Below are 5,697 nucleotides of genomic sequence, written 5' to 3'. Positions count from 1 at the left end.
GGCAGAGAGGTCACACCCGTTCCCATACCGAACACGGAAGTTAAGCTCTCTAGCGCCGATGGTAGTTGGGACCTTGTTCCTGTGAGAGTAGGACGTCGCCAAGCAACTTTAAGACGAGTCAGAATGACTCGTCTTTTTTGTGTTTATAAAAATAAGAATGGCTGGTAAATCTCAGTTTATTAAAATTTCACTTTATTGTTCACATCAACAAGTTCAAAACGCTCACAGACGAGTAACATATCTTCAGAGAAATTAAGACCAAGCTCATTTAGTTCCTTTGTAAAAAAACGAACATGGGTGTCTCTCCAGTAATTATAAGTACGATCTCCTTCGCCTTCAGCGATAGCGAATTCTTCGCTTACTTCATTCATTGGTGTTACAGTTACTTCTATTGTCTTAATAATAGCTACAGGTTCATCATTACTATTGAGTATAATACTATAATCATTAGTAGTCGGTAGCGATTCATTTTCTAATTCATAAAAAATGTGACCGGAGCATGTAGCTGTTTTAATACCGTCAATTACTAGTTGTGCAAGATAATTAGGGGCATCCCCAAATTGCCAAGCTGTAACAGATTCTGGTTTTTTGTTGTTTCCCCAATAAGTATCCCAATATGTCTGTGCTAATTGATTCATTTTTATCGTCACCTCACTCTAATTAATATGTAATCTCTTTATAATTCCTAGGAAATTTATTTATTTGTTATGCCTTTGTACTTATTTTTAATTTGTATCAGTGTTTTGCAAATTAAAAAGATACTATGTGGAGTGAATATAGTTTGTAAATATGTTCTGTACATATATGGGATCTTTAATTTTCCAATTGCATTTTATGATAAAGGACATAGTTACTTAAAGAACGTTCAGATTATGAATGGTAGTTTATTATCACTATGCCATATTGAAGTGAGTAATACTAGAGTTGAAATAGATAAAAAAACCGATATTCTAAATTGAATATCAGTTTAATAATATGTGACTTATATGAATCTATAGCAATACGAAAAGCGTAAATAAGATAGCCAACAAAATACGGTAATATGCAAAAGGTTTTAAACCTATCTTCTCTAAAAGCTTTAGAAAAGTTACTACTGCTAGCATCGCTACTATAAAAGAGGTAATGAATCCTACCGCGAACATAGGGATGTCATCGACACTTAAATACTTCCAACTTTTTAGTAAGTCTAAGCCTGTTGCCCCAATCATTACAGGAAGAGCTATTAGAAAAGAGAATTCAGATGCAGTCTTATAATTTACTTTTGCTAATAGACCTCCAGAGATAGTAGAGCCAGCTCTAGAGAAGCCAGGGTATACCGCTAAGCACTGAAATAATCCGATTGTTAAAGCTTGGCGGTATGTTAAATCGTCCAGTGAATAGGCTGCTACCTCTTTCTTTTTTACTTCTGCAAAGATCATAAGAATTGCCCCTGCTACAAGTCCAATCACAACAGTGTATGGCTGGAATAAGTATGTTTTAATAATATCATGTAGTAGCAAACCAGCAACCACTGCCGGAAATACGCCAAGAAATACATGGAACGCGTTGAATTTTTTTTCTTTCTGTATAAGAGGTTTAATATTACATAAAGAAACGAGACGTTTATGATATAAAATTGCAATAGCTAAAATTGCGCCTAGCTGAATAACAATTTCAAACGTTTTTGCTCTTTCTCCCTCAAAGCCTAATAAATGCCCGACTAATATAAGGTGGCCAGTAGAAGATATAGGTAAAAATTCAGCTAATCCTTCTACAATACCGAGTATGAAGGCAATAATGATATCGCTCATAGTTTCACTCCTATACATTAATGAATGTCTACTTTTTTAAAATAGAATAGTGTTGCAATAAATCCGGAAATTGTCGTTACTGCAATGATGATATAAGAATACTCTGGTGGATATGTCGGTTGTAATTCGTTATTTGCGATATCTAGAGTAGCGGTCCACGGAAATAAATCTTTATGCTTGGAGTTTACGAGCATAAGATTCATCATTGTAATAATGACTGTTAATATAATAGGCGGTACATAGCTCTTCATTACAAGAGTTAATAGCACAATAGGTGAAGACAATAGAAAGAGAAGTCCACCACATATTAAAAATTTTAGGAAAGAACCTAAAAGTAAAGTAATGTTAAAACCAGGGAAGTTCCCCAATAGCCCTAATATTAAAGTAAGCGACCAAGCGACTAAAGTTAGCATCATAATCCAAAGAAAGAGGATGATGAACTTACTTATAATAAAACTAATGCGCGACACGGGGATAGTTAGTAAATTTTTTAGTGTATCTTCTGCATATTCGCGGGTAAACATATAAGCAACAACTACTCCGTATAAAGGGAATCCTATAACTAAAGTAGTATATAAGTTAACGTCAGTGAATAACTGGTGGAACCAAATAGTCGGAGTTGGCTGTTTTGTTTTTATATGTATATAAGAGGCTACTACGACTAAGAAAGGTGCGACACCAGCTCCAATAATGCTAATTAAAAACATATTAGAGCGTTTTAGTTTTAATAGTTCTGTATAGAGTAGATTAACCAATTGTCCCACCTCCAACTAGTTTGGTGAAATAATCTTCTAATCTGTCTTCGCTAATCATCATTTTTAATACTTCGATATCGTTAAGAACGAATGTTCTGTTAATGTATCCTTGTTGCCCAAAATGAGAGTAAATGCGAATATTCCCTTCATCATGTACCTCATAATCGAAAATTTGAAATTGATTTTCTAATAGCATCGCAGCTTTATTGTCATTATTCACCTGAAATTCTATGTACTTACGGTTTACTTTGCGCAGCTTATCAAGAGAAACTTCTTCTAGTAACCTTCCTTCATGAATAATTCCGATACGATCGACCAACTGTTCTACCTCGGCTAATATGTGACTAGAAATGAGTATAGTTATATTTCTTTCTTGAGCTAAAGAATGAATAAGTTTTCGCATTTCTTTAATACCAATAGGGTCTAGTCCGTTAGTTGGTTCATCTAATATGAGTAGCTCAGGATAATGGAGAAGAGCGCGTGCAATTCCTAAGCGTTGCTTCATTCCTAAAGAATACTTTCCTACTAACTTTTTTGTCTCATGCTGCAAGCCTACTATTTCTAATGCTTCTTCGATAGCATTCTTTTTGTGAACCCCAATTATCTTTGCATTAATTAATAGGTTTTCTTTTGCAGTTAAGTTTTCATAAAATCCTGGAACTTCAACTATAGAACCAATTCTGCTTAAAATATCTTTTTGATTTTGGAATAAGTTCTCTCCGAATATTTCAATCGTTCCACTTGTAGGCTTTATAAGACTAAGCAGCATACGAATGGTTGTTGTTTTACCAGCACCGTTGCGGCCTATGAAGCCATAAATTTCCCCTTGTTGAACATTAATATTTAAATTATCTACTGATTTTTGATTGCCATATACTTTAGTAAGGTTAGTCGTTTTTATAATTGTATTTATAGGAGACACCTGCTTTCTATAAGTTCTTACTTACATCATAAAAAGGAAGGCTTAACTGCATATTAATCATTTCTTAACTATTTCTTAAAAGTATTGTGTTTTGGAATAGAAAAGCCAAAAGTAGTTCGTTTCCATGGAGTACTTTCAACCCATATATGTCCACCATTTTTCTCAACGAGCGCTTTGGAAATAGAAAGCCCAAGACCGCTACCACCATAAGAGGAGTTTCTTGATTGTTCGCTTCGGTACATTCGCTCAAATATGTTTTGTAAATCATGTTTTGGAATACCAGGGCCTTGATCCCAAATATGAAGTTCGTATTCTGCATCAGCTTCTAGCAGTTCGACTCCTATTGTTTTCCCATCCTTTCCGTAATAAATGGCATTTTTCATTAAGTTACCTATAATCCGCATAAGGCTTAGGTGATCTGCAATGATAGGACAAGTAGACTCTGGTATAAGAACTTGCAGTTTAATATTATGTTTTGAGAGTTCGGGTAAAAACTCGATCAAAGCTTCTCTAGTAACTTCAGAAAAGTCGAGTTTTTCTTCTTTTAGTGGAAATTCATTAGCGTCTAGCTTTGCCATATTGAATATTTCATCAACTAGGTGCTTTAAGTTATTTGATTTCATATAAAGTATTTTAAGATATTCTTGCTTTTCTATTTCAGAAGCAGCAACCCCATCTTTTAAAGCATCGATATATCCAATAATAGAGGTGAGTGGTGTTCGGATATCGTGTGAGATACTAGATAAAAGTTGTTTTCTAGATTCCTCAGACCTTTTTGCTTTAATCCGAACCTTTTCTAATTCAGCTATTAGTTCGTTTATTGAAAAAACGATATTATGTAACGATTGATCATTACTTGTGAATAATCTCGTTTGTAAATTCCCCTTTAGTGCACGACTTAATTTAGTGTCTATTGATTTGCGATTTTGAATGAATTGTATTCTTGAAAAGAAGAGATACATTGTAATTAAGATAAGAGTAATAAATAAAGAAATTTTTACTTTTGGATCCATTTGTATATTTAAAAGCCCGTAAATGATAAGTTGTAATGAAATAAGGAAGAGGATTTTATCGATCTTCAAGCTTTTCACCTACAAACTTATAACCAATTCCCCATACAGTTTGAATGAATTTTGGATTGGAAGGATCGATTTCTATTTTCTTTCTAAGTTTTCGAATATGTACCATAACGGTATTATCATCTTCTATATAATTATCGTCCCATACATTGCGGAAGAGCTGTGTTTTTGTAAATACTTGTCCTGGGTTTGAAGTAAAGAATTTTAATAGTTCCAGTTCTTTTCCGGTCAAGCTGATTTCTTCTTTGTTTGTATGAACTGTGTATGTATTTAAATTGATAGTTAGTCCTTTAAAAGATAAAGTTGTTTTTTCTTGAGCAGTATTGTTACTTCCGAGAACTAAAAAACGCCGCATAAGAGCTTTTACTCGTGCAATTACTTCGTGAATGCTGAAAGGTTTCGTAATGTAATCATCAGCACCAATGCTTAAACCTAAAATTTTATCAACTTCGTGATCTTTAGCGGTGAGCATTAATATAGGTACGTTAGTTTTATCTCTAAGTTTTTTACATACCTCGATTCCATCTATTTTGGGCATCATAAGATCTAATATAACGAGGTTATAGTTATTTTGATTAAATAAATGCAAGGCTTCTTCGCCGTTGATTGCAGTGTCTACCGTGTATAATTCTCGTTCTAAATATATTTTTAATAAATTTCGGATTTCTTTATCGTCGTCTGCTATAAGGATACGTATATCTTTCATATCTTCACCTGCTTCTAATAGAGTTTTATTGATAGTACAACAACTCTCTAATTATATACTAGTATTTGTTAAAATAAGGTTGCTAGTTTTGTTGGAGGAAAACGTCTACACAAGTTAAGTCTAGAGTTCAAATTAACTCGAATATATTTGGAAAAATAAATTAAAGAGAAGCAGAAGGTGTTCTTCGATAATGAAATCCTATAGAGACGTATCTAGCTAAAAGAGCATAAAAATATTAAATTGAAGTTCTTTATAAAAAGGTGTTGACGATTATACTTTAGAGGTGTAATATAGAACAAGTCGCCGATGACAACAACGTCGAAAGCGACAAACAAAATGAAAAACTTAGTTGACATTGAAAGATGAAAATGTTAACATAAGGAAGTCGCAAATGAGCGACCAAGTAGTTCTTTGAAAACTGAACGAAACAAACAACGTGAAACGT

At 33.5% G+C, this 5,697-nt stretch carries 6 protein-coding genes and 1 rRNA gene; 1 reads left to right on the top strand and 6 read right to left on the bottom strand.

Translation table 11 applies throughout. The features are described 5' to 3' along the window. Positions 1-104 (top strand): 5S ribosomal RNA (rrf, locus tag ACS2QP_RS27260); the annotation flags it as partial. Positions 105-179: 75 nt separating this feature from the next. Here rrf and ACS2QP_RS27255 read toward each other — a convergent pair. The 6 genes from ACS2QP_RS27255 to ACS2QP_RS27230 form a co-directional block, all read right to left on the bottom strand. After that, entirely contained in the window at positions 180-638 is a 459-nt protein-coding gene (locus ACS2QP_RS27255; RefSeq protein WP_144597668.1) for an ASCH domain-containing protein, read from the bottom strand. Positions 639-992: 354 nt separating this feature from the next. After that, positions 993-1,790 carry an undecaprenyl-diphosphate phosphatase UppP gene (gene uppP / locus ACS2QP_RS27250; RefSeq protein WP_438883012.1) on the bottom strand — a complete coding sequence of 266 codons (798 nt, stop codon included), beginning with the start codon at positions 1,788-1,790 and terminating at the stop codon, positions 993-995. Positions 1,791-1,807: 17 nt separating this feature from the next. Then, entirely contained in the window at positions 1,808-2,545 is a 738-nt protein-coding gene (locus tag ACS2QP_RS27245; RefSeq protein ID WP_000247720.1) for an ABC transporter permease, read from the bottom strand. Continuing rightward, positions 2,538-3,467, bottom strand: a complete 930-nt coding sequence (locus tag ACS2QP_RS27240; RefSeq protein WP_000074584.1) for an ABC transporter ATP-binding protein — start codon at positions 3,465-3,467, stop codon at positions 2,538-2,540. Before ACS2QP_RS27240 ends, ACS2QP_RS27245 begins: the two co-directional genes overlap by 8 nt. Before the next feature lie 68 nt (positions 3,468-3,535). Next, a complete protein-coding gene (locus ACS2QP_RS27235) occupies positions 3,536-4,549 on the bottom strand; it encodes a sensor histidine kinase (RefSeq protein ID WP_000686996.1) in 1,014 nt (337 codons plus the stop codon). After that, positions 4,536-5,252, bottom strand: a complete 717-nt coding sequence (locus tag ACS2QP_RS27230; RefSeq protein WP_000652001.1) for a response regulator transcription factor — start codon at positions 5,250-5,252, stop codon at positions 4,536-4,538. The genes ACS2QP_RS27235 and ACS2QP_RS27230 overlap by 14 nt, the downstream gene beginning before the upstream one ends. Positions 5,253-5,697 lie beyond the last annotated feature (445 nt).

Source organism: Bacillus cereus group sp. Bce019, assembly GCF_051781745.1.
Classification (GTDB): domain Bacteria; phylum Bacillota; class Bacilli; order Bacillales; family Bacillaceae_G; genus Bacillus_A; species Bacillus_A cereus.
The sequence above is the reverse complement of the archived record's forward strand: the minus strand, read 5'-3'. Positions and strand labels throughout refer to the sequence as shown.

What these genes read in the sequence shown, in the direction of transcription:
- ACS2QP_RS27255 (WP_144597668.1), bottom strand. Translation starts at nt 638, where the DNA reads ATGAATCAATTAGCACAGACATATTGGGATACTTATTGGGGAAACAAC.
- uppP (WP_438883012.1), bottom strand. Translation starts at nt 1,790, where the DNA reads ATGAGCGATATCATTATTGCCTTCATACTCGGTATTGTAGAAGGATTA.
- ACS2QP_RS27230 (WP_000652001.1), bottom strand. Translation starts at nt 5,252, where the DNA reads ATGAAAGATATACGTATCCTTATAGCAGACGACGATAAAGAAATCCGA.